This is a genomic window from Staphylococcus sp. 11-B-312 (assembly GCF_016743055.1).
GTDB lineage: Bacteria > Bacillota > Bacilli > Staphylococcales > Staphylococcaceae > Staphylococcus > Staphylococcus ureilyticus.
Window position 1 is genome coordinate 1,165,029 of record NZ_CP068241.1, and the last position, 21,050, is coordinate 1,186,078.

The 21,050-nt window shown below is 32.9% G+C and carries 19 protein-coding genes; 13 read left to right on the top strand and 6 right to left on the bottom strand.

Translation table 11 applies throughout. The features are described from left to right. Window positions 1-45: 45 nt before the first annotated feature. The 3 genes from JG554_RS05580 (at window position 46) to JG554_RS05590 (ending at window position 3,688) form a co-directional block, all read left to right on the top strand. The gene (locus JG554_RS05580; protein ID WP_046206839.1) at window positions 46-666 is read left to right on the top strand and encodes a lysophospholipid acyltransferase family protein; all 621 of its coding nucleotides are present in this window, start codon (window positions 46-48) and stop codon (window positions 664-666) included. Window positions 667-830: 164 nt separating this feature from the next. Then, the gene (gene nagE / locus JG554_RS05585) at window positions 831-2,327 is read left to right on the top strand and encodes an N-acetylglucosamine-specific PTS transporter subunit IIBC (protein ID WP_070039311.1); all 1,497 of its coding nucleotides are present in this window, start codon (window positions 831-833) and stop codon (window positions 2,325-2,327) included. A gap of 239 nt (window positions 2,328-2,566) precedes the next feature. Continuing rightward, window positions 2,567-3,688 carry an HAD family hydrolase gene (locus tag JG554_RS05590; RefSeq protein WP_070039313.1) on the top strand — a complete coding sequence of 374 codons (1,122 nt, stop codon included), beginning with the start codon at window positions 2,567-2,569 and terminating at the stop codon, window positions 3,686-3,688. Between the two features lie 536 nt (window positions 3,689-4,224). On the opposite strand, the gene serA is transcribed toward JG554_RS05590, so the two are convergent. From serA to JG554_RS05605, 3 genes are all read right to left on the bottom strand, one after another. Continuing rightward, window positions 4,225-5,841 carry a phosphoglycerate dehydrogenase gene (gene serA / locus JG554_RS05595; protein WP_046206842.1) on the bottom strand — a complete coding sequence of 539 codons (1,617 nt, stop codon included), beginning with the start codon at window positions 5,839-5,841 and terminating at the stop codon, window positions 4,225-4,227. Then, complete coding sequence (locus JG554_RS05600; RefSeq protein WP_064208837.1) at window positions 5,834-6,994, bottom strand: pyridoxal-phosphate-dependent aminotransferase family protein; 1,161 nt, start codon at window positions 6,992-6,994, stop codon at window positions 5,834-5,836. Before JG554_RS05600 ends, serA begins: the two co-directional genes overlap by 8 nt. 164 nt (window positions 6,995-7,158) lie before the next feature. Then, window positions 7,159-7,599 (bottom strand): SACOL1771 family peroxiredoxin, encoded by a 441-nt coding sequence (locus tag JG554_RS05605; protein ID WP_046206844.1) that lies wholly within the window; start codon window positions 7,597-7,599, stop codon window positions 7,159-7,161. Window positions 7,600-7,677: 78 nt separating this feature from the next. On the opposite strand from JG554_RS05605, the gene JG554_RS05610 reads away from it, so the two are divergent. Next, entirely contained in the window at window positions 7,678-8,421 is a 744-nt protein-coding gene (locus tag JG554_RS05610) for a glycerophosphodiester phosphodiesterase (RefSeq protein ID WP_046206845.1), read from the top strand. Window positions 8,422-8,624: 203 nt separating this feature from the next. Here JG554_RS05610 and JG554_RS05615 read toward each other — a convergent pair whose 3' ends face one another. From JG554_RS05615 to JG554_RS05625, 3 genes are all read right to left on the bottom strand, one after another. Then, window positions 8,625-9,131: a GNAT family N-acetyltransferase gene (locus JG554_RS05615; protein WP_046206846.1), complete on the bottom strand. Its 507-nt coding sequence runs from the start codon at window positions 9,129-9,131 to the stop codon at window positions 8,625-8,627. Between the two features lie 248 nt (window positions 9,132-9,379). Continuing rightward, window positions 9,380-9,982, bottom strand: coding sequence for a 30S ribosomal protein S4 (rpsD, locus tag JG554_RS05620; protein WP_019468598.1), 603 nt, complete (start codon window positions 9,980-9,982; stop codon window positions 9,380-9,382). Window positions 9,983-10,236: 254 nt separating this feature from the next. Next, window positions 10,237-10,701, bottom strand: a complete 465-nt coding sequence (locus JG554_RS05625; protein WP_070039318.1) for a GAF domain-containing protein — start codon at window positions 10,699-10,701, stop codon at window positions 10,237-10,239. A 224-nt stretch (window positions 10,702-10,925) separates the two neighbouring features. Here JG554_RS05625 and ezrA point away from each other — a divergent pair, with 224 nt between their 5' ends. From ezrA to JG554_RS05670, 9 genes are all read left to right on the top strand, one after another. Next, window positions 10,926-12,617 (top strand): septation ring formation regulator EzrA, encoded by a 1,692-nt coding sequence (gene ezrA / locus JG554_RS05630; RefSeq protein WP_070039320.1) that lies wholly within the window; start codon window positions 10,926-10,928, stop codon window positions 12,615-12,617. A gap of 297 nt (window positions 12,618-12,914) precedes the next feature. Next, window positions 12,915-14,051, top strand: coding sequence for a cysteine desulfurase family protein (locus JG554_RS05635; RefSeq protein WP_107360055.1), 1,137 nt, complete (start codon window positions 12,915-12,917; stop codon window positions 14,049-14,051). Further along, window positions 14,048-15,271 carry a tRNA uracil 4-sulfurtransferase ThiI gene (thiI, locus tag JG554_RS05640; protein WP_070039324.1) on the top strand — a complete coding sequence of 408 codons (1,224 nt, stop codon included), beginning with the start codon at window positions 14,048-14,050 and terminating at the stop codon, window positions 15,269-15,271. The genes JG554_RS05635 and thiI overlap by 4 nt, the downstream gene beginning before the upstream one ends. Window positions 15,272-15,351: 80 nt before the next feature. After that, window positions 15,352-16,128, top strand: a complete 777-nt coding sequence (locus JG554_RS05645; protein ID WP_046206852.1) for a sulfite exporter TauE/SafE family protein — start codon at window positions 15,352-15,354, stop codon at window positions 16,126-16,128. A gap of 224 nt (window positions 16,129-16,352) precedes the next feature. Then, window positions 16,353-17,345 (top strand): signal peptide peptidase SppA, encoded by a 993-nt coding sequence (sppA, locus tag JG554_RS05650; RefSeq protein WP_046206853.1) that lies wholly within the window; start codon window positions 16,353-16,355, stop codon window positions 17,343-17,345. A gap of 9 nt (window positions 17,346-17,354) precedes the next feature. Further along, entirely contained in the window at window positions 17,355-17,894 is a 540-nt protein-coding gene (locus JG554_RS05655; RefSeq protein WP_046206854.1) for an RDD family protein, read from the top strand. 89 nt (window positions 17,895-17,983) lie between these two features. Continuing rightward, complete coding sequence (gene tpx / locus JG554_RS05660; RefSeq protein WP_046206855.1) at window positions 17,984-18,478, top strand: thiol peroxidase; 495 nt, start codon at window positions 17,984-17,986, stop codon at window positions 18,476-18,478. A 158-nt stretch (window positions 18,479-18,636) separates the two neighbouring features. Further along, complete coding sequence (locus JG554_RS05665; RefSeq protein WP_046206856.1) at window positions 18,637-19,584, top strand: class I SAM-dependent methyltransferase; 948 nt, start codon at window positions 18,637-18,639, stop codon at window positions 19,582-19,584. 87 nt (window positions 19,585-19,671) lie between these two features. Further along, entirely contained in the window at window positions 19,672-20,871 is a 1,200-nt protein-coding gene (locus tag JG554_RS05670) for an acetate kinase (protein ID WP_046206857.1), read from the top strand. Window positions 20,872-21,050 lie beyond the last annotated feature (179 nt).

Consider the following 21,050-nt stretch of genomic DNA (forward strand, 5'->3'; position numbering starts at 1 on the left):
ATAGAATCAATAAGGTAATATAAGGTGAAAAAAGTAGGTGGAAAAATGTATAGATTTATTAGCAGTATATTAAATTTAATTATACGTAAAATATGTAAATCATTAGAAGTGCAAGGGGAAGAAAATATTCCTCAATTACATAGGTATGTCGTCACTTGTACTCACGAAAGTTACAATGAAGTCATTATGTTAGGTATGGCTATTTATCCAAATCAAATTCATTATATGGCCAAAAAAGAGTTGTTTAATAATAAGTGGTTCGGTGGATTTTTAAGTTCACTTAATGCTTTTCCAGTCGACAGAGAAAATCCTGGTCCAAGCACGTTGAAAAAGCCAATTAAATTATTAAAAGAAAATAAAACAGTTGGTATTTTTCCAACTGGCCATCGTATGAAATATGACGAAGGTTCACCGATGAAACGAGGTGCAGTTACAATTGCTATGATGGCGCAAGCACCCATCTTACCAGCGGCATATATTGGTCCTAAAAAAATTCAGGGCTTAATCACAGGCAAATCAATTATTAAATTTGGTGAACCTATCGACACTAAAAATTTACCAAAAGATATGAAACGAAATGAAAAATTAGAATATTTAACAAAAGAATTGGAAAAAAGAACAATTCAATTACAAAATGAATTAAATGCATCTGTAGCACATAAATAATTCATTTTACTCATTTTGAATCTTATTTTATATACGAATTTTATAAAACTTGTGTTATTATGGAACTGTACAATGACAACAAGTATAACGCTTTCATTCACCACGTGGACATTTTGTACATGTGGTGATTTTTTGGGTAATTTATTGGGAAATGGGGAATGATTATGTATAGTTTCTTTCAACGTTTGGGAAGATCGCTCATGTTGCCAGTTGCAGTATTACCAGCAGCTGCTATTATCGTTGGTATTGGTAATGCATTAACAGCACTTGGTATATTGCCAACCATAGCTGCGTTCTTTTCTACAGCAGGCTCAACGATTCTAGAACAACTAGGAATATTATTTGCAATTGGGGTCGCTTTAGGTATGGCGAAAAAAAATGACGGTGCAGTGGCGCTTGCTGCAGCTGTTGGTTTCTTCTTAACAACCGTCGTGCTTAGTCCTGAAAAATTAGCACCATTATTGGGTATAAAAGAAACAGGAGTAAATGAAGCGTTCGAACAAATGAATAATCAAAACGTCTTAATCGGTTTGATTATCGGTTTAGTTGCTGCATATACGTATAACAGATTTAGTAAAACTGAGTTGCCAACAGCGTTATCGTTCTTTAGTGGTAAACGTTTGGTACCTATTTTAACTGCATTCTTTAGTATATTTATAGCAGTTATTATGTTATTTGTTTGGCCGGTTGTGTACTCAGCAATTGTTGCATTTGGAACATGGATATTAGATTTAGGTCCTGGTGGTGCATTTTTATATGGCTTTTTCAACCGTTTGTTAATACCGACAGGATTACACCATGCATTGAATGCAGTATTTTGGTTTGATTTAGCAGGTATTAATGATATCGCTAAATTCCAAACAGGTGATGGTGCCGTTAAAGGTATTACAGGACGCTATATGGCTGGTTTCTTCCCAGTAATGATGTTTGGGATTCCAGCAGCAGCATTAGCGATGTATCATACTGCTGAGACAAAACAGAAAAAAAGAGTTTATGGCTTAATGTTTGGTGGAGCGATTTCAGCATTTTTCGTTGGCGTGACTGAGCCAATCGAATTTTCATTTATGTTTGTAGCACCAATACTATTTGTTATTCATGCACTATTAACTGGTTTATCTCTGTTTATTGCAGCGCTATTCCACTGGACGGCAGGGTTCTCATTTAGTGCGGGGTTAATTGACTTTTTACTATCTCTGATTAATCCAGTAGCAAATCATCCACTGATGTTAATGGTTCAAGGTGTAGTGTTCTTTGTGATTTATTATGTTGTATTTAGATTAGCGATAAAATGGTTGAAACTTAATACACCTGGTCGTGGTGATAACTTACTACCTGACCCGACATCAGAAGAAGCTACAACAGGTGACACTGCAGATTCAGCTGAGTCTGAAGGGGAGTTACAGAAAAATAAGTATTCAAAAACGGCTAGTCAAATCGTAGAGGGTCTTGGTGGCAAAGAAAACATTACTTCTTTAACAAATTGTGCTACTCGTTTACGTATGGAACTCAATGATAATAGTATTATTGATGAAACTAAGATAAAAAGTGCTGGTGCAGTAGGTGTTACAACAAGCGGTAAGCACAACACCCAAGTTATCATTGGGACGCAAGTACAACAAGTAGCAGACGAAATGGAAGCGCAACTAGAAGATCATAGTTAGATAGACGTCGTTTGAAAGTTTTATTATAAAGTTGTAGCAATTCATACAATCACGTTTGGAAATTAGCGATAAGTACATGTTATCGTTTCATTTTCAAGCGTGATTTTATTTTCAAATTAATTTTATGAAATTAATAATATATTTCTATATATATCTTTTGGAAATACATTGCTCTTTTCACATGTAAATAGTACGATATACTAGTATCAGAATTTTCTGATTAAAGGAGAGGAACTAAGATGAAGTCGGTATTATTTGATGTTGATGGTGTGTTTTTAAGTGAAGAAAGGTGCTTTGATGTATCTGCATTAACGGTTTATGAAATGTTAATGAGTAAAGATTATATTGCTATTGACCCATCTATAGATTTTCATGAACTGGATGACGAGCAAATTTCTGAAATAAGAGAGATTGTCTTCTACCATGATGAGATCTTAACAAAGTTAAAATCTTTAGGGTTGAATTCAAACTGGGATATGTTATTTATTGTTATTGCATTACATTACATTGACTTATGCAAATCACTTACTCAAGAGGAATTGTCTATTGCATTGAATTCAAAAAGCTTTAGTGAACAAACGCTACAATTTCTCGGTGATCATATTTCTGATATTGAGCTTAATTTTGAATTACCACTTTCATTTTTAGATGGTTTAAGTTCTGGTAAAGAAAATATATATCAAGCATTAATTGAACATGCAAAAGTACAGTTAAATACAAAAGATGCTGAATTATTTGAGTTGAAAAGTCCTTTCTGGATGCTAGCACAAGAAATATATCAGGAATGGTATTTAGGTTGCGAATTATATCATGAAGTAGAACAGAAACAACAGCGCACTGACTTTAAAAAAGGCTATATATATCAAGAGGTAGTGCTTAGACCTGTTAGTGAAATCAAGCAATTGTTAGAAGATTTAAAAGAGGCTGGTTACCAAATTGCCATTGCTACAGGCCGACCACGTACTGAGACAATCGTACCATTTGAAACATTAGGGATTAAATCATTGTTTGGCGATTTACATATTGTGACTGCTAGTGATGTATTGATTGCAGAAGAACATTTTCCTGATTTAAAGCCGCTAGGGAAACCCAATCCATTTAGCTATTTAGCAACGCTAGATGGTAATGATTTGCAACATTATAAAAAATATGCAACAAATCAAGAAAATCGTGTAAACCCAGATGAAGTATTTATTGTGGGTGATTCATTAGCTGATTTATTAAGTGCGAAAAAGATAGGTGCAACTTTTATCGGTCCTTTAACAGGTTTGAAAGGCCAAAATGCACGTGAGGAATTAGAAAGTTATGATGCTGAATATATCGTTAATCATGTAGGTGAAATTCGAGATATTTTATTATAATACAAATATTGAAGATTGAAGAATATAAGGGATATTAATATATATTTACACCTTGTTAAAGCTGATTACGATTAATGACTTACAGGGTTTACTTAAACTAAAACGCATATATAAACATTTCGAATGATATGAGTAGCTCCACGATGATGTTGAATGCATCGCATACTTTTTAGGAATTGTTTCAACGATTTTATTTACATGTCGTGATACATTACTTATAGAGATTTTGTAATGTGTTGACGCCAGGGGGAATGATATGAGTGAGAGACTACAGGCTCGAGCCATATCCTCAGGCAAGCATGTACGATTAAAATCGTAGTATTTTAAATATAAAGAGGGGCAATCCATATTAAGGATTGCCCCTCTTATTTTGAGAATGGGGATTTAAGTCCTAGCCTTTATTTTTCTGCTATTTATGTCCAGACGCTTAAATAGTATTTCATATGAATAAGACAGTTAATAATAGTTCAAATTAAATGTATCTTGATAAAAAGTTGACAGGACAATCATTTTGTTGTCCTGTCAGTTTATTATTGTTAAATATTGTAATTTTCATTAGCTGCAACATCTAATTCTACACTTCTTATTAGATTAAATCCTTCAATTTCATATAAAGCATCGATTACATCTTGTGTTACAGGATGATCAATCGATAAAATCATCAACGCATTACCACCTTGGTTTGTGCGCCCTAAATGCATAGAAGCGATATTGATATTGTATTCACCTAATATTTGACCTGTACGTCCTACAATACCTGGTCTATCGTTATGATTGATAACCAATTGATGTTTTTCAGGTTTGAAATCAACAGGGTATTCATTAATACGTACGATTCTTGGGCCATAGCCATTTAGTACAGTTGCACCAATTTTAATTTGTGTGTCTTTATTAATTAAAGTTAATTCAATATAATTGCTAAATCCACGATGTTTGGTATCTTTTTCTATATTATATGATACACCTTGCTCATTTAGTAATACTAAGGCATTTATTAAGTTGACACGTTCTGCTAAATCTTGGCGTAATACACCTGATACAAGGGTTCTAGTAAGTAAACTTGTATCATCCAGTGCGATATCCCCTTTATATTTAATTTGTAACTCACGAGGGGCTTTTTCCAATAATTGAATACCTACTTCACCAGTTAATTTACTTAATTCAATATATGGCTTTAATTCATCATTAATTTCATTGAAGGACATTTTTGGTGCGTTAATCGCATTAACGACATTACCGTGTTCAAATATGTCTATGATTTCATTGGCAACGGAGACTGCAACTTTTTCTTGTGCTTCAACAGTAGATGCACCCAGGTGTGGTGTGACGATGATTTTATCATGTGCAACAAGAGGTGATTCTGTTGCTGGTTCACTTTCAAATACATCAATTGCAGCGCCCTGAATTTGATTAGTATCTAATGCTTCGACAAGCGCATCTTCATCAATGATACCTCCGCGCGCAACATTGATAATTTGAAGGGTCGGTTTTGCTTTTTCAAAAAATGCTTTATCTACAATACCTTTTGTTTTTGGAGTCAGCGGTGTATGCACTGTTACAAAATCTGCTTGTTCAGCAATTTCATCAACTGTAGCACGTGTCACATTAAGTTCTTTAGCTTTGTCTTCTGACAGATAAGGATCAAAAGCAAGTATGTTCATACCAAAGCTTTGTGCACGTTTTGCTACACCAATTCCAATTCTCCCAGCACCAATAACACCTAATGTTTTATTATAAAGTTCAGTGCCTCTATAAGCTTTACGATCCCATTTACCATTTTTTAATGATTGGTGGGCTTGAGGGACGTTACGTGCCATGGATAAAATCATTGCCATCGAATGTTCAGTAGCTGAAATTGTATTCCCATCAGGTGCATTAATAACGATAACACCATGTTTAGTAGCAGCTTCTACATCAATATTATCCACACCAACACCTGCACGTGCGATGACTTTTAAGTTTGGTGCAGCAGCAATGATATTAGATGTGACTTGTGTTTGGCTACGTACAATCAGTCCCTCATAGTTAGGAATGATTTCAGCTAATTCTGTTTCATTCAAATCAGTTTGAATGTCGACATTAAAATCGCTATGATCTGTTAAATTTTTTAAACCATCTGGTGAAATTGGATCTGAAACTAAAATTTTATACATATGCTTTTACGACCTCCATATATTGTGTGATAGCTTTACCAACATAAGATTCATTTCTAAATTCTGACAATAGTATTTCTAACGCTGATACAACTTGTAAAATATCAAAAGGCGATATTTGCCCCATATGGCCAATACGTAATATTTGGCCTTTTAAATGACCCTGGCCACCAGCAATTGTAATGGCAAATCTATTTTTTAATTCACTCTTAATATAGTTGAGTTCATCTTTAGATTTTGGAGTGAACGCAGTGACAGTAGGAGACGCATAAACATCTTGAACCAATAATTCCAAATCTAATGCTTTCAATGCTTGTCTTAATCCATCCCTTATCGCATAATGCCTAGCAACAACTTGATCTAAACCTTCTGCATTGATTAGTTCGGCGTATGCGTTTACACCTCTAAATAAAGATACATTGGGTGTGAAAGGTGTTGAATGTTCAGCCAATGATTTTAAATATTTATTTAAATCTAAATAAAATCTAGGCGTTTCTACTGCGTTAAATCGTTCTTTTGCACGATTATTATAAGCTACAAATCCGAGACCGGGTGGAAGCATAATTGCTTTTTGACTACCTGAAACAAGTACATCGATATAATCCCGGTCTAAATCTACATCAACAGCTCCAATACAACTAACACCATCAACCACAAAATATATCGATGAATCAAAGTCGTTTAATGCTTTGCCAAGTTCATGAACAGGATGTAATACAGCCGTAGAAGTCTCGCAATATTGACTAAAGACTGCTGTGATTTCAGTGTTTAAAGATTTTAAAAAGTCGATAAAGTCAGGAACACTGACCGCTTGTCCCCATTCAACTTCAAATATATGTACATTATCGTAATAAGTTTCTGCAATTTGTTTAAATCTATTGCCAAATGCACCAGAAACAATTACAACGATGTCATCATCTGGATTTGCTATATTTAGCATACTCGCTTCAAGTACGCTGGTTCCACTTGAAGTAAGTATCATAACCTCATTTTTAGAACCAAAGATAGGTTTAAGTGATTTAAAAGCTTGTTCTGCGATTGCTTCAAAATCACTTGATCGATGTCCGACCATTGGTAATTGTGTAGCGTGTAATATATGTTCTGGTACAGGTGTTGGTCCTGGTGTAAGTAACAAAGGATGATAATATTTCATGTGTAATTCCCCCAATGCTTATGATTGTCAAGTTTAGCAAATTTTCAGAAAATATAAAAGTGTAAAAATTTAAAATAATTAAATATATTCAAATTTCTAATAATATGTAAGGGCATACATTGTTATTATAATCATATTCCGTCATACATAAAATGATTGCAAAATTATTTTAATATAGGTTCTATTTTGACGTCGACATTGCCTCTTATAGAATTTGAAATCATGCAATTATTGTCTGCAATCTTTAGTAACTTTGGTAGTTTCTTTTTTAATTGTTCTTTCTGTGTTGTATCTACATTTATTTCAGGATAATGTGTAATGGTATCCATTTTAAATTTGGCATTTTCAAATATAGCTAATCCAATAGTTGATTGTTGTATATCAATATTGGTAAAACCTGAGCGTTCTAATACAGCAGCAAGGGAAATGATATAACAAGATGATGCTGCGGATACTAATAACTCATCAGGATTCGTACCAGTTCCATTTCCGCCTAGACCTGCTGGGATAGATATTTGTTCATTCAAAATATCACCAGAAAGTTTACCGACTGATTCTCGTCCATCTTCCCATTTTGTAGTTACTTTAAATTGATGTTGGACCATTGCTTTGACCTCCATTGTTTTTATGATAACTTAAGTTTAGTGGATTCTAGTTTATAATGAAAGGGGAGGGCACTTTTTATGTCATTTGAATACGAAAAACATCATATAATGTTAGTTGCGCATCGTGGCTTGGCAATGGATTATCCAGAAAACACCAGTATTGCTATTCAAGCTGCCCTTCAAAGCAATGCAGATATTTTAGAGATAGATCTACATAAAACGCGGGATGGTCAGTTAGTTGTGATACATGATGACACTATTGACAGAACATCAAATGGTAGGGGGAAGGTTGGAGAACAAACACTTAATGATTTAAGACAATATGATTATGGTATAAATAGTAATCCAAGATATACCAAACAAACATTGCTGACATTTGATGAAGTATTAACATTAATCAAAGCATCGTCTCAGGCATTATTAATAGAAATGAAACAACCTAAAAATTATCCCGGCATTGAAAATGATTTAATAGATAAACTAAAGCAATACGAGCTAGATAAAAATCAAGTGATCATTCAATCTTTTGATCAAAATTTTATAAAACAACTATATCTGAAGCATTATGGCTATCGATTAGGTGTTTTAATTAGCAAAAAACGATATTGGTATAAAATGCCATCTTTTAAAAAAATAGCTGAATATGCTGACTATGTTAATCCGCACTACTCATTAGTAACGAAAACCTTTATGAAAAAAGCACATTATCATGGATTAAAAGTAATGCCTTATACTGTTAATGAAAAAAGCCAAGCGATAAAACTGATCCGTATTGGTGTCGATGGTCTTATTTCTGACAAACCACATCGCTTATTTTGTTAATTCAATAACTACCTGAGCTAAAGCTCATGCATAAGTCCCACTCACCCAACAAGTTGAGAAGTGGTACTAGTGATTACCTGAGCAAAAGCTCATGCATAAGTCCCAATAACCCAATAAGTTGAGAAGTGGTACTAGGGATTACCTGAGCAAAAGCTCATGCATAACCCCCACTAACTCAACAAGTTGAGAAGTGGGGGTTACATTTATTTTTGTTGATTAATCCAATCATCTCTTAAAAGACCCATTACATGGCAATCATTATATTTACCTCGTGTATAGAAATGTTCTTGTAAGGTACCTTCAATTTTAAAGTTTTGTTTTTGGTAGATATGTACAGCTTTCTCGTTTGTAACATCTACAAATAAATATATTTTATGAAGGTTTAACACTAAAAAGGCATAATCTATGGCCATTTTAAAGGCTTGTGAGGCATATCCTTTACCACCATATTGTTCATCTACGATAATTTGAATTTCGCAATTACTATGTATAAAATCGATTTCTACTAATTCAACCACGCCGATACGCTCAGAATCATTTTCGATAATAAATCTTCTTTCAGATTCATCTAATAGATGCTTTTTATAGAGTGATTGTAACTCACTTAAAGATTGATATGGTTCTTCAAACCAATAAGACATAATGGAATATTCATTATTTAAATGATGTACAAAGTCCAAATCTGTTTCTTCTAAAGCTCTAATTTTCAATGTTAACACTCCTTTTTACTAAATATAAACAAAGTGAAGAAAAATGTAAAATTGAAAAGAAATACAGCGGAAGGTCTTTTAATTTCCTTTAACATTAAGTGAATACAATGGGGGATATCTTGAAGCCTTTCAATATGTTACGTTTATTATTTTAGCTTAGAAATGATTGCGTAATGAGTCACTGTCTACAAATTTGGATACAAAAAAACACCGACAAAAAATTTGTCGGTGTTTTAATATAAAACTTATTATCTTGAGTAGTACTCAACGATAAGTTGTTCATTGATTTCAGCTGGTAATTCACTACGTTCAGGAATGCGAATGAATTTACCTTTTAAGTTGTCTGCATCAAACTCTAAGTAATCAGGTACAAAGTTGTTGATTTCAACAGATTCAGCAATGATATCTAATTTAGCAGATTTTTCACGTACTGAAACTTCTTGTCCTGGTTTAAGTGTGTATGATGGGATATCAACACGTTTACCGTCAACTTCGATATGACCATGGTTAACGATTTGACGTGCTTGACGACGTGTACGAGCTAAACCTAATGAGTATACAACTGCATCTAAACGTGCAGCAAGTAATTGCATGAAGTTTTCACCGTGTACACCATGTTGGTTACCAGCGATTTCGAATGTGTTACGGAATTGTCTTTCAGTCATGCCATATAAATAACGTAATTTTTGTTTCTCACGTAATTGTAAACCATACTCTGACATTTTTTTACGTTGGTTAGGACCATGTTGTCCTGGTGCGTAAGGACGTTTTTCTAATTCTTTACCTGTGCCACTTAAAGAAATACCTAAGCGACGAGATTTTTTCCAGTTTGAACCTCTGAATCGAGCCATAAATAGACTCCTCCTTTTTCTTTTTTGTTGTTATGAAAAAACAAAAAAGAGTGTTGCATGCTTAATTGGATATATTGTTTTATGTGTCCTCGCCTCATAGCTACGGTTACACGGCACGCCCACTTTGGGAACAACATAGCGCCAATTAATATACAACTGCTAATTTCGTTTATTCACACAAAGAACATTGTACCATGATATATTAATCTGTCAATAGTTGACCTTGCGTTTGTTTGTAATAGAACAGGATTGGTTTATGATAATTGATTTTCAATGATAGCTACAATGTTTTCTAAGCCTTGCTTATCTTCATTATTGAAACGGTTTGTGATAGGTGCATCTATATCTAAAACACCTATGACATTGCTATCTTTATGAATAGGTATTACAATTTCAGATTTACTGTTAGCATCGCAAGCAATATGTCCAGGAAATGCATTTACGTCTGCTACTAATTGTGATTCATCTTTGGCAACAGCAGTCCCACACACGCCTTTACCAATAGCGATATGTACACAAGCAGGGTGTCCTTGAAATGGACCAAGAATTAATTCGTTATCTTCTACTAAATAAAACCCTACCCAGTTAATTTGATCTAATGAATCATTTAACAGTGCAGATACGTTACTAAGGATGGCAATCATATTGGACTCATCTTCAATTAAACTTGAAACTTGCTTTTGTAATAAATCATAATTTGTTTCACTAACCTCTAGCATAAAAAAACCTCACTTTTTACTTTTCATTTAGTATAAAGACTGTTTTAATAGTAATCAATCAATTGATTTTAGAAGATATTATAAAATTATCGTTATACATATGATTAGGAAAGAAAGAACTTAATGACTAATTTTAAATAATTGAGATGATTCACTCATTTTCTCTTTAATGGGTAGGTATCTTACGTTATAATGAATAGTGATAAAATAGGAGGAGAAAACATATGGTATTGTATGTCATTTTAGCAATTATTGTCATTATACTGATTATTGTCGGTATATTATTCTATATGCGTTCCAACAAAAGCCAAATAATTGAAAAGGCTGAAACGCGTAAAGTAAAAGTAGAACAATTACCCTATGATGAAAGTCTATCTCAATTGTCTGAGCTAACTTTAACAGGGGAGACAAAAACAACTTATAACAGTTTAAAACAAAATGCACTAGATAGTAAAAATCAATATTTATTACCAGTAGAAGAAAAAATTCATCATGCAGAAGGATTGCTTGATAAATTTAAATTTTCACAAGCTCAAACTGAAATTGATGAAGCACATGAATTGATGGATAAATATGAAGAAAACTACAATGAACTTACTTCAAAAGTTGAAAATATTTTAAATCTACATAAAGAAAGTGACCACCTGTATGAATCGTGTAAGGTGGATTATCGTGAAATGAAACGTGATGTGTTAGCTAATAGACATCAATTCGGTGAAGCGGCTGCTCCATTGGAACAAGAAATTGAATCATTTGTTCCAGAAATGGAAACATATGAAACATTAAAAGAGGATGGTAATTATAACCAAGCGTACAATCATATCAAAACGCTTAATGAAGATATGAATTATCTTAAAAAAGATATGGATGAAATTCCTGAGTTGATTAGAGAAGCACAAAAAGAATTACCAGGACAATTCCAAGATTTAAAATATGGATGTCGCGACTTGAAAGTCGAGGGTTATGATTTAGATCATGTCAAAATTGATAGTTCATTACAGACGCTTAAAACAGAATTGAGTTTCGTTGAACCAATGATCAGTAGATTAGAATTAGACGAAGCAAATGATAAATTAAATAGTATTAATGATCGTCTTGATGAAATGTATGAATTAATCGAACATGAAGTAAAAGCAAAAAATGAAGTAGAAGAAACAAAAGAAGTTATCACTGATAATCTATTTAGAGCTAAAGAAATGAATTATACGTTACAAACTGAAATTGAATATGTGCGCGAAAATTATTATATAAACGAAAGTGATGTTCAAAATGTAAGACAGTTTGAAAATGAAATTCAGAGCATGATTTCAGTATATGATGAAATATTACAAGAAATGGCGAAATCAGCAGTAAGATATAGCGAAGTCCAAGATAACTTGAAATATATCGAAGAACATGTTGATGTCATCAATGAAAAACAAGAAAAACTACAAAATCATTTAATTCAACTTCGAGAAGATGAAGCAGAAGCAGAAGAAAATATCTTGCGTGTTCAAAGTAAAAAAGAGGAAGTTTATAGAAAACTCTTGGCCTCAAATTTACCGAGTGTACCTGAAAGATTCATCATTATGAAAAATGAAATAGATTATGAAGTGCGTGAAGTAAACAAAAAATTTAGTGTGAGACCCATCCATGTAAAACAACTTAAAGATAAAGTCTCTAAAGTAGTTCTACAAATGAATAAATTTGAAGATGAAGCAACAGATGTTCTCGTCAATGCAGTCTATGCTGAAAAATTGATTGAATATGGGAACCGCTATCGTAAAGAAAGTTCAAATATTGATAAAAGTCTTAATGAAGCAGAGCGTTTATTTAAAAATAATCGTTACAAACGCTCAATTGAAATATCTGAACAAGCGCTAGAGAGTGTAGAACCAGGTGTTACAAAACAAATTGAATCACAAGTTATTAACTAAATAATAGTAATGTTTTTGAGGCTGGAACATAAAATTGTTCCAGCCTCAAATAATTTTTGGCGCTAGATGTTTGTATGAACAAATTATTAATATTTAATGATTATTTAAAAATTCATATAGACAGTGATGAAGAATTTATATTTAAAAAACTATTTTCTGTCTTACTCTCTTTTCTTTTTAATAAAACCGAGTATAATGCTAAAAGGGAAACTTTAAAATACGAAATGATATGTTGATATAAAAAATAAATATGAAAAATCCTTAAATATAAAATGATATAGAATTGGAGTGAAAACATTGATTTATCTTGATAATGCAGCGACAACGAAACCGCGACAAGACGTATTAGATACCTTTTTAAAAGTAAATGAATCGCTATATTTTAATCCAAACAGCCCACATAAAGCAGGTATACAAGCAGAGCAGTTATTACAACAATCAAAAGATCAAATTAAAGAACTATTTAAATTAGAAAAAGATTTTGATATTGTTTTTACAAGTGGCGCAACTGAATCCAATAATATTGCTATCAAAGGGATTGCTTACAAGAAAAGAGCATTTGCAAATGTCATAATTACTTCAGTTTTAGAACATCCCTCTGTTTTAGAGGTTGTTCGTTCATTAGAAAATGAAGGTTTCGATATAAAATACGTAAACGTGACTAAAGATGGACAAATTGATTTAGAACATTTGAAATCGTTGATGTCAGATAAGGTAGCTCTTGTAACGTGTATGCAAGTCAATAATATCATGGGACAAATTCAACCTATCGAAGCGGTGGCAAAAATTGTTCACCAATACCCTAAAGCACACTTACATGTTGATGCAGTACAAGCAATAGGTAAAATTGCGTTAGATTTTAAATCTGCTGACACAATGAGTTTAAGTGGTCATAAATTTCATGGCTTAAAAGGCCAAGGCCTTTTATTTGTTCGTAATTTACATCAAATTGAGCCAATTGTTCATGGCGGTGGTCAAGAATACGGACTTAGAAGTGGCACAGTCAATCTTCCTATTGATATAGCCATCGTGAAAGCTTTAAAAGTCGCTGTAAAAGAAAGTGCGCAACTATATGAAAAATTAAGTGAGTTCAATCAGGAAATCATACAATTTTTAAATGAATATAGTGGTGTAAAGGTTAATTCTCCTAGCGGCGCATCACCACATATTTTGAATGTTGGTTTTCCCGGCGTGAAAGGTGAAGTATTAGTAAATGCATTTTCAAAATATGATATTATGCTATCTACTACAAGTGCTTGTTCATCCAAAAAGGCATCCTTGAACGAAGTACTTTTAGCAATGGATATCCCTAAAACGCAAATAGAAGGCAGTATCAGAATATCAATGGGTGCCAATACTACTACTGATGATATACGTGATTTTAAGGAGAAATTTAATCTTGTATATGAAGAAGTGAAGGAGTTGTTAAAATGATTTATGATCACATTTTAGTGAGATATGGAGAGTTAACCTTAAAAGGTGCTAACCGTAAGATGTTTGTTAATAAATTACGTTCAAATGTTAAACGCGCATTAATGCCACTGCAAGGATATAAAGTCAAAGCCAATAGAGATAGAATGTACATTGAATTAGATGAAGGTGCAGATATTGAAGAAATGTGTCGCCGCTTAGAAAAAGTATTTGGTATTTATTCTATCAGTCCCGTATTGAAAATTGATAAAACAATAGAAGCAGTACGTGATATAGCTGTAAAATTTGCTCAAGGTTATGCACATGGAGATACATTTAAGATTGATGTCAAACGCTCAGATAAAAACTTTTCGTTTGATACATATCAATTGCAAAAAGAACTCGGTGGAACCGTATTAAACGCAACTGATGATCTAACAGTAGATGTACACAACCCGAACCATACGATTAAAGTTGAGGTTCGATTAGACGCTATTTATGTTTATGATCAAGTCATTGCAGGATCTGGTGGATTACCAGTTGGTACGGGTGGTAAGACATTACTTATGTTATCCGGAGGTATAGATTCTCCAGTAGCTGGTATTGAAGTTATGAGAAGAGGTGTCACTGTAGAAGCCATTCATTTTCATAGTCCACCATTCACGAGTGAAAAGGCTAAAGATAAAGTAATTGAACTGACAAGAATTATGTCTGCGCATGTTGGTCCTATTAAATTGCATATTGTACCCTTCACTGCTTTACAAAAACAAATTAATAAAGTCGTACATGAGCGCTATACGATGACTTCAACACGTAGAATGATGATGAGGGTAGCGGATAAGCTTGTGCATGATATTGATGGACATGCCATCGTAAATGGTGAAAATTTAGGACAGGTTGCTAGTCAAACCCTTAAAAGTATGTATGCTATCAATCATGTGACATCTACACCAATCTTACGACCACTTTTAACATTAGATAAGGAAGACATCGTGAAGAGAGCCAAAGAAATTGGTACATTTGAGACATCTATTCAGCCATATGAAGATTGTTGTACCATCTTTACACCTAAAAATCCTGCGACGGAGCCAGACATTGAAAAAGTCGAAAAATTTGAAGCGGTATATGATTTTGAACCTCTTGTACAAGAAGCATTTGAACAAATAGAAACTTTAACAATTACGCCAGACTATCAAAGTGAAAAAGATACTGAAACGCAAGCATTGGCAGATCATTTATTTTAATATTTACTTTGAGTATTCAATTCCATACGAACAACATGAGTTAATTAGACATAAGGATAAAACAGATAGGGGATGGAATCATGCTAGATTGGGATATTTCAATCGTACTTATAATTATACTTCTAGGATTTTTAGCGGCGTTTATTGATGCAGTTGTAGGTGGGGGCGGCTTAATTTCTATCCCGGCATTATTAGCTGTTGGTATGCCCCCCGCTATTGCATTGGGTACTAATAAATTAGCAAGTTCATTTGGCTCACTTACAAGTGCATTTCGTTTCTTGAGGTCGGGTAATGTCGATTTGAAGATAGTAGGAAAGTTATTTCCATTTGTATTTATTTTAGCAATATGTGGTGCTAGCGTTGCTACATTTCTACCCGCTGAACTGTTAAAACCATTAGTTATCATTATTTTGACGTTAGTGATGATTTATACGTTAGTTAAAAAAGATTGGGGAAATGTGCGTACATTTACAAAATTGTCGCTTGGTAAAGCAATCTTATTTATGAGTCTTATGTCACTCATAGGATTTTATGATGGTTTTTTAGGTGGTGGCACTGGCTCATTTATGCTTTTTATTTTACTTATGTTCGGTTTTGATTTTTTAAGTGCTGCCGGAAATGCGAAAGTATTAAATTTTGCTTCCAATTTAGGCGCTTTAATTTTGTTTATGATATTAGATCAGGTTGACTATTTTTATGGTTTAATTATGGCAGCAAGTATGATTTGTGGATCATATGTTGGGGCAGCTTTTGCAATTAAAAAAGGTGTCAGTTATGTAAAAACTTTATTTATTGTTGTAACTGCCATATTGATTATTAAAAATGCTTACGATTACATAATGCAATTAATAAATTGATCATTTGGAAAAAGAATTTGCTATATTTCAAAGGTATTCAGATACGTGAACATGGCTGAGACAATTAATTGTCTCAGCTTCTTTTCATTTTAAATAGACACTCATACTAGCCTATTGCTATCTTAATCCTTTTTTATTTTCGTATAATGGTATACATTATTGAATTGATTATGTTTAAATTGTATTTGAAACGATTGAAAAAATATTCTGGGAGTGAATACGTTATGTCGAAAAAGAGAATAATAGCAATAGTACTTGCCGTAATTATCGTGCTTGGTGGTATTGTTATGAGTTCGATATCTACTGTGATTTCTTCGCTTTTTAGTGAAGATAGTATGTCAGAAATAGATCCATTTACTGAAACGGTAGAATCAGAAGGTGATACTTCAAAACGCATTGTACACTTAACTTTAAATGGTGAAATTAGTGAGGGTACTGGTGAAGGAATGTTTGGAAGTTCTGGTTATAATCATGAAGCATTTCTTAAACAGTTGGATAAAGTTAAAAAAGATAGCTCGATTAAAGGTGTTTTATTAACCGTTAACACACCAGGCGGAGGTACATATCCAAGTGATGAAATTTATAAAAAAATTAAAGAAATAAAGAAAAAAGATAAAAAGGTTTATGTACATATGGATGCGATGGCTGCATCTGGTGGATATTATATATCTGCCCCTGCTGATAAAATATATGCTGGTCCACAAACGACTACTGGATCTATTGGCGTTATTATGTCAAACGTTGATTATTCTGGTTTACAAGAAAAATTAGGCGTTAAGGAAAATGTCATTAAATCTGGTGAACATAAAGATATTATGAGTAGTTCTCGAAAAATGACTAATGAAGAGAAAGATATCATGCAATCAGTATTAAATGATAGTTATGAAAGATTTGTTGGTATTGTTGCTAAAGGTAGAGATATGCCAGAGAAAAAGGTTAAAAAGTTAGCTGATGGACGTATATATAGTGCGCAACAAGCCGAAAAGAATGGTTTGATTGATGAAATTGGTTATAACGATAATGCGTTAAAAGCACTTAAGAAAGACATAAAAGCAAAGGATGCTGAAGTGTTTAAATATAGTGAAGACGAAGGTTGGTTTAGTTCTATTTATTCAACTAAAACAACATTACATCAATTCAAAAATGAATTAAGTGAATTGAAATCAATTATAAGCAATGATACAGAAGCTGAACCTATGTATCTATATAAAGGTTAGGTGTATATAATGGAGCAGTATACAAATCAACAAACATTACAGTCAACCCCAGAAAATGATAAATCTGATATAGAAGCAATGTATCATGAACAATTAACAAAGTCTGTATATGCTAGTTTTGGTATAAGGTTTTGGAGTTTTATTATTGATTTACTCATTATATTTGGCATTCAAGGACTATTATTAAAACCGATATACCATTTTACGCAAATTGATGAACTTAAGTTATGGATTGATTATTTTAGCTTAGGTCACGTTTTAGATGCGCTTGTATTTTATTTATATTTTGTATTATTAACTAAATTTTTCAAACAAACGATAGGTAAAATGATTTGTAACATTCGAGTAGAACGGATAGATCGTCAATCTCTTACATGGGCAGATGTGTTGTTTAGAGAATGGATTGGTCGTATTATAAGTGGCGTTTTATTTAACTTACCTTACTTGGTTGTTTTGTTTACAAATAAACACAAGGGTATCCATGATATCTTCGCTGATACAGTCGTAATCAGAAATAAATTTGAAAAGTTGTTTTATTTAAAAAAATAAATGTGAATTTTACTGAGCTATGAGTTTATTTTGATACGATAGATAGGTATACTATGGTTGTAAGAACTATTTAATAGGAGGCGTGCAATATGGCACAAATTACATTTAAACAAGAACCAGTAACACTATATGGTTCACAAGTAAAAAAAGGAGAATATGCTCCAAATTTTACTGTCTTAGACAATGATTTAAATGAAGTAACTTTAGAAAGTTATGACGGACATAAGAAATTAATTAGTGTTATTCCGTCTATAGATACAGGTGTTTGTGATCAACAAACACGTAAATTTAATGAAGAAGCTGCTAAGGAAGATGGTGTGGTTTTAACTATTTCTGTAGACTTGCCATTTGCACAAAAAAGATGGTGTGCTTCAAATGGTTTAGATAATGTAATCACTTTAAGTGATCATAGAAACTTATCTTTCGGTAAAACGTACGGCGTTGTTATGGAAGAATTGCGTTTATTAGCACGTTCTGTTTTTGTCTTAGATAAAAACAATAAAGTAGTTTATACTGAAATTGTTTCTGAAGGTACAAATTTCCCAGACTTTGATGCTGCTTTAGAAGCTTATCGTAATCTATAAATAATATAATATTGTCATATGATTAAACTAGTAAAACTCACAAAACAGTATCGTTGACATTATAAATTAAACTGTCCATAATTATTTGGTAATATAAGTTAGGGTACTGACTTAATTTCAATTAAATTATGGACAGTTTTTTTAGAAAGGACTTTTAAATGGCACAAGAAGAGACAGTAATGGAACAATTATTTAAGGCACTTGATGAAAAAACCAAATCTTTAAATGAAGAGAATGGTCAAAGTTTCATAGAAAATTTAGGACTTGCAATGGAAAATATTTATACTAATCAAAGGTCATTGTTGGAACAAGCCACGTTACAAGATAGACGTAAAGCATTTCAATTTGCTTATTTAAATTTAATGCAAAAAGAGGATGTTCAAGCAAATCATCAAATTACACCTGATTCAATTGGAATGATTCTAGGATTCCTTGCCGAACGTTTTTTAAAAAACAAAGATGAATTCCATGTAGCGGATATTGCGAGTGGTGCTGGACATTTGAGCGCTTCTGTACATGAAGTACTCACTGAACATACGATTATGCATCACCTGGTTGAAGTGGATCCTGTATTATCACGCGTTAGTGTACATTTGGCAAACTTTTTAGAAATTCCATTTGATGTTTATCCTCAAGACGCTATCATGCCACTACCTTTTGAAGATGCAGATGTTGTTATTGGTGATCTACCGATAGGGTATTATCCAGTAGATGAAAGAAGTAAAGAAATGCAACTAGGGTTTGAAGAAGGGCATAGCTTCTCTCACTATTTATTAATTGAACAAGCAGTAACAGCCTTAAAAACATCAGGATATGCATTTTTAGTAGTACCTAGTAATTTATTTGAAAGTACAAATGTGAAACAGTTACAAAATTTCATTGCAACAGAAACAGAAATGCAAGCTTTTTTAAACTTGCCATCTACACTATTTAAAAATGAAAAAGCGCGTAAATCCATACTTATACTGCAGAAGAAAGAAACGAATGTAACAAAGCCAGTAGAGGTTCTGTTAGCGAATATACCTGATTTCAAAAGCCCTCAACAATTTCAAGCCTTTTTACAAGATTTAAACGCTTGGATGATGGAAAATCATCCTGAAAATTAAACTGTAATATTCTTGAATTCTTACTGTATTAATGATTAAATAGATATGGATATAAAATAATTTAATTTAAATTGGAGGCATTATGCTATGTCAAAATTAATTTTGGCTATTAACGCTGGTAGTTCATCATTGAAATTTCAACTTATTGAAATGCCGGAAGAAAAAATTGTTACTAAAGGACTAATTGAACGTATTGGATTAAAAGATTCTGTATTTACCATTGAAGTGGGTGGAGAAAAACACAAGGAAACTTTAGATATTGCAGACCATGAACAAGCGGTTAATATCATGTTAGAAAGTTTCAAAAAACATGGTGTGATTGATAGCATTTATGACATTGACGGAACAGGTCATCGTGTCGTTCATGGTGGTGAATTATTCCCAAATTCAGTATATGTTACGGATGAAGTTGAAGAACAAATTGAGTCATTAAGTGAATTAGCACCTTTACACAACCCTGCAAACTTAATGGGTATTCGTGCTTTCCGTAAATTGTTACCAGAAATTCCACATGTAGCTATTTTTGATACTTCGTTCCATCAAACTATGCCAGAAAAATCTTATTTATACAGCTTACCATACCAATATTACGAAGATTATGGTATTCGTAAATATGGATTCCACGGAACAAGTCATAAATATGTATCTCAACGCGCAGCTGAGATTTTGGGCAAACCGATTGAAGAATTACGCATGATTTCATGTCACATCGGTAATGGTGCATCAATTGCTGCAATAGATGGCGGAGAATCTGTTGATACTTCAATGGGATTCACACCACTTGCTGGTGTTACTATGGGTACGCGTTCAGGAAATATTGACCCTGCATTAATTCCATTTATTATGGAAAAAACAGGAAAAAATGCAGAAGAAGTTTTGAATACATTAAATAAAGAATCAGGTTTATTAGGTATTTCTGGTACTTCAAGTGATTTAAGAGACATTATTGATGAAGCTAAAGCAGGTAAAGAACGTGCTCAATTAGCATTAGATGTCTTTGCATCAAGAATTCACAAATATATTGGTTCTTATGCGACACGTATGCACGGCGTAGATGTAATCATCTTTACTGCAGGTGTAGGCGAGAACTCTGATCCTGTTAGAGCAAAAGTTTTAGAAGGTTTAGAATTTATGGGAGTTTATTGGGATGCTAAAAAAAATGAAGCGATTCATGGAGAAGAAGGTTTCATTAACTATCCTCACTCACCAGTAAAAGTCATTGTTATTCCTACAAACGAAGAAGTCATGATTGCACGCGATGTAGTTAAATTTGGTAATCTAGAATAAGTTTGAAACAAAACTAGAGATTGTTTAATTTCAAAGTATAGAGACTTGATTCAGTTCAAAATCTTAAAAAGTTTCAAAACAAAATCTTGAATATAAGCATTTTGATTTATAAATAAACGTCAATTTCTATTGCAAGCTTATAGAAATTGACGTTTTCTTTTGTTTTATTATTAATGTTT

What these genes read in the sequence shown, in the direction of transcription:
- JG554_RS05580 (WP_046206839.1), top strand. Translation starts at nt 46, where the DNA reads ATGTATAGATTTATTAGCAGTATATTAAATTTAATTATACGTAAAATA.
- nagE (WP_070039311.1), top strand. Translation starts at nt 831, where the DNA reads ATGTATAGTTTCTTTCAACGTTTGGGAAGATCGCTCATGTTGCCAGTT.
- JG554_RS05590 (WP_070039313.1), top strand. Translation starts at nt 2,567, where the DNA reads ATGAAGTCGGTATTATTTGATGTTGATGGTGTGTTTTTAAGTGAAGAA.
- serA (WP_046206842.1), bottom strand. Translation starts at nt 5,841, where the DNA reads ATGTATAAAATTTTAGTTTCAGATCCAATTTCACCAGATGGTTTAAAA.
- JG554_RS05600 (WP_064208837.1), bottom strand. Translation starts at nt 6,994, where the DNA reads ATGAAATATTATCATCCTTTGTTACTTACACCAGGACCAACACCTGTA.
- JG554_RS05605 (WP_046206844.1), bottom strand. Translation starts at nt 7,599, where the DNA reads ATGGTCCAACATCAATTTAAAGTAACTACAAAATGGGAAGATGGACGA.
- JG554_RS05610 (WP_046206845.1), top strand. Translation starts at nt 7,678, where the DNA reads ATGTCATTTGAATACGAAAAACATCATATAATGTTAGTTGCGCATCGT.
- rpsD (WP_019468598.1), bottom strand. Translation starts at nt 9,982, where the DNA reads ATGGCTCGATTCAGAGGTTCAAACTGGAAAAAATCTCGTCGCTTAGGT.
- JG554_RS05625 (WP_070039318.1), bottom strand. Translation starts at nt 10,701, where the DNA reads ATGCTAGAGGTTAGTGAAACAAATTATGATTTATTACAAAAGCAAGTT.
- ezrA (WP_070039320.1), top strand. Translation starts at nt 10,926, where the DNA reads ATGGTATTGTATGTCATTTTAGCAATTATTGTCATTATACTGATTATT.
- thiI (WP_070039324.1), top strand. Translation starts at nt 14,048, where the DNA reads ATGATTTATGATCACATTTTAGTGAGATATGGAGAGTTAACCTTAAAA.
- JG554_RS05645 (WP_046206852.1), top strand. Translation starts at nt 15,352, where the DNA reads ATGCTAGATTGGGATATTTCAATCGTACTTATAATTATACTTCTAGGA.
- sppA (WP_046206853.1), top strand. Translation starts at nt 16,353, where the DNA reads ATGTCGAAAAAGAGAATAATAGCAATAGTACTTGCCGTAATTATCGTG.
- JG554_RS05655 (WP_046206854.1), top strand. Translation starts at nt 17,355, where the DNA reads ATGGAGCAGTATACAAATCAACAAACATTACAGTCAACCCCAGAAAAT.
- tpx (WP_046206855.1), top strand. Translation starts at nt 17,984, where the DNA reads ATGGCACAAATTACATTTAAACAAGAACCAGTAACACTATATGGTTCA.
- JG554_RS05665 (WP_046206856.1), top strand. Translation starts at nt 18,637, where the DNA reads ATGGCACAAGAAGAGACAGTAATGGAACAATTATTTAAGGCACTTGAT.
- JG554_RS05670 (WP_046206857.1), top strand. Translation starts at nt 19,672, where the DNA reads ATGTCAAAATTAATTTTGGCTATTAACGCTGGTAGTTCATCATTGAAA.